3 protein-coding genes are annotated in these 3,162 nt (G+C 70.9%); all 3 read right to left on the bottom strand.

Annotation, left to right across the window (positions count from 1 at the left end):
* Positions 1–866 (bottom strand): D-ribose ABC transporter substrate-binding protein (locus IRZ18_09210; protein ID MBX5477282.1); only part of this gene is annotated, 866 nt, incomplete at its 3' end.
* Positions 867–872: 6 nt separating this feature from the next.
* Complete coding sequence (locus tag IRZ18_09205) at positions 873–1,715, bottom strand: ribose ABC transporter permease (GenBank protein ID MBX5477281.1); 843 nt, start codon at positions 1,713–1,715, stop codon at positions 873–875.
* Positions 1,716–1,816: 101 nt separating this feature from the next.
* Positions 1,817–3,162: sugar ABC transporter ATP-binding protein (locus IRZ18_09200; GenBank protein ID MBX5477280.1), on the bottom strand; the 1,346-nt coding region annotated here is incomplete at its 5' end.

The raw sequence follows: 3,162 nt of genomic DNA, 5'->3' as shown, positions 1-3,162 counted from the left end.
GCGTCCTCCACCGCGGTCTTGCCCATCCACTCCGGCTGCTGGGCCACGGTCGCGACCATGTCGCCGGCCTTGATGGCCTTGAGGGCGTCGTCCGTGCCGTCGATGCCGACCACCTTGACCGGCTTGCCCGCGTTCTTGATGGCCTGGAGGGCGCCCAGCGCCATCTCGTCGTTCTCCGCGAAGACGCCGTTCAGGTCGGGGTTGGCCTGGAGGATGTTCTCCATCACGGAGAGGCCCTGGGACCGGTCGAAGTTGGCCGTCTGCTTGGCGACGACCTGGATGCCGGAGTTGGCCTGCACCGCCTGGTCGAAGCCTGTGCCGCGGTCGCGCGTGGCGGAGGCGCCCGGCACGCCCTCAAGCTCCGCGACCTTGCCGCTTCCGCCCAGCGCCTTGAAGAGCGCCTCCGCGGCCATCCTGCCGGCCTCGACGTTGTCCGAGGCGATCGTCGTGACCACCTTCGCGCCGTTGACGCCGCGGTCCACCGCGATCACCGGGATGTTGGCGTCGTTGGCCTTCTGCACGGCGGGCACGATCCCGTCAGAGTCGACCGGGTTGACGATGATGACGTCGACCTTTTGCGTGATGAAGTCCTCGATCTGCGACGTCTGCTTCGAAAGGTCGTTGCCCGCGTCCGCCACGATCAGCTTCACGTTCGCGGCGTCGGCCGCCTTCTGGGCGCCGTCGCGCAGCGTCACGAAGTAGGGGTTGTTCAGCGTCGACAGCGCAAGGCCGACCGTCACCTGCTTGCTTCCGCCGCTCTGCCCGCTCTCGCTGCTGCTGCCACCGGTCCCGGACCCGCCGCCGCACGCCACGAGGACCAGCGCGGCGGAAAGCAGCGCCGCGACGAGCCAAAGTCGCTTCTCCATCCTGCGTCAACCTCCCACGTTGAACTGTCCTTGCGAACGAGGCCTCCAGTTTCCGACCACCACGGCCAGCAGGATCACCGCGCCCTTGATCACCTCCTGATAGAACGGCGAGACGTTGAGGAGGTTCATGCCGTTGTTCAGCACGCCGAGGATCAGCGCCCCGAGCAGCGTGCGCAGCACGGACCCCTCGCCGCCGAACAGGCTGGCGCCGCCCAGCACGACGGCCGCGATCGCGTCCAGCTCGATGCCGACCCCGGCCTGCGGGTCCGCCGAAGCCAGCCGCGACGTCAGCACGATGCCGCCGACTGCCGCGAGAAACCCGGCGATCGCGTAGACGGCGTACTGCACCCTCTCCGTGTTGATGCCGGCATACCGGGCCGCCCGCGCGTTGCCGCCGACGGCGTAGACGTACCGCCCGAAGGCCGTGTGGCGGAGCGTCACGTGCGCGACGGCGTACGTGGCGAGCATGAGCACCACGGGGAACGGGACGGGGCCGAGCCAGCCGTTGCCGATGTAGAGGAAGCTCTCCGGCAGCCCGGAGATCGGGCGTCCGTGCGTGTAGATGAGCGTGGCGCCCCGGGCGATGCCCAGCATGGCGAGCGTGGCGATGAACGCCGGCACGCGGAAGCGGACGACGAAAAGCGCGTTCACGAGCCCCACCGCCACCCCGACGAGCAGCGCGGCCAGGCCGCCGAGCGCGAACCCGTGCGCGAGGCCCACCCCGGCCACGATCGCTCCCGCCAGCGCCATCGTGGAGCCGATGGAGATGTCGATGCCGGCAGCCAGCACGACGAACGTCTCGCCCGCCGCCAGGAGGCCGTTGATCGACACCTGCCGGGCGACGTTCATGAGGTTGGACCAGGTGAGGAACACCGGCGAGGCGACGGTGAGCGCCGCCGCCAGCGCGAGAAAGCCGATGACGAGACCGTAGTCGACCCAGTTGAGGCGCTTCACGCCCCCACCCCCTGGCTGCAGAGCGCCAGCACGCGCTCGTGCGTGGCCTCGTCACGGCCGAGCTGGGCGACGGGCCGGCCGCGCCGCAGCACGAGCAGGCGGTCGGACAGCGCGAGGAGCTCCGGGATGTCGGAGGAGATGAGGATCACCGCCGTGCCCTGCTCGGTCATCCGCTGGATCAGCCGGTAGATCTCCACCTTGGCCCCGACGTCGACGCCGCGCGTGGGTTCGTCCAAGATCAGCACCCTCGGCCGGATCTCCAGCCACTTGCCCAGCACGACCTTCTGCTGGTTGCCGCCGCTCAGGTTCTCCACCAGCGTCTCGATGGACGGCGCGCGGATGGCCAGCTCTTCGCTTCGCCTCCGCACGGCGGACGCTTCCTCTCCGCGCCGCACGAACCCGGCGACGAGGTACCGCTCGAGCGTCGGGTGGGTCATGTTGTCCCGGATGGCGAGCCGGAGCACCAATCCCGAATGCTTGCGGTCCTCGGGGAGGTAGCCGATCCCGGCGCGGATCGCGTCCCGCGGGCTCTTGAGGCGGAGCTGCCGCCACTCCGATGCGCCGGGCGACGCGCCCGCGTCCCGCACCCACGCGGTGCCGGTGTGCGGGCGCAGGCCGAACAGCGCCTCCGCCGTCTCCGTGCGCCCGGCCCCGACGAGACCGGCCAGCCCCAGGACCTCGCCCTGCCGCACCTCGAAGGACAGCCCGCCGGTGACGGGCGGAGCGCCGAACCCCTCCACGCGCAGGACGGGCTCGCCGATCTTCGCGCGGCGCTCCGGGTAGAACTCGCCGACGGACCTTCCGACCATCCGCCGGACAATCTCCTGCGGCGACGCGTCCTCCGTGCCCAGCGTGCCCACCGTCTCCCCGTCGCGCAACACGGTCACGCGGTCGGCCAGCTCCATCACCTCCTCGAGGCGGTGGGAGACGAAGATCACCCCCGCCCCCTGGGCCGCGAGCTGCCGGACGACGCGAAACAGGTTGCCGATCTCCTGGAAGGTGAGGGCGGCGGTCGGTTCGTCCATGATGAACACCCGGGCTTCGCCGTGCAGCGCCTTGGCGATCTCGACGAGCTGCTGCTGCGCCACCCCCAGCTGGCCGGCCGGCGCGTCCAGCGGCAGCTCGACGCCCAGGCGCTCCAGCGTGGCCCGCGCCAGAGCGCGCACCCGCGCGCCGTCCACCCAGAGCCCCCGGCGGGGAAGGTCGGCCAGCACGATGTTTTCGGCCACGCTGAGGCCGGGGATGAGGCTGAACTCCTGGTAGATCACCCGGATGCCCGCGGCGTGAGCCTGCCGCGGGTGGCTGAACTGCACCGGCTGGCCGTCGAAGCGGATCTCGCCCG

This window comes from Clostridia bacterium (assembly GCA_019683875.1).
Lineage (GTDB): Bacteria > Bacillota > Sulfobacillia > RBS10-35 > Bu92 > Bu92.
Note: the sequence above shows the minus strand (reverse complement) of the source record. Positions and strands in the feature narration are given on the sequence as shown.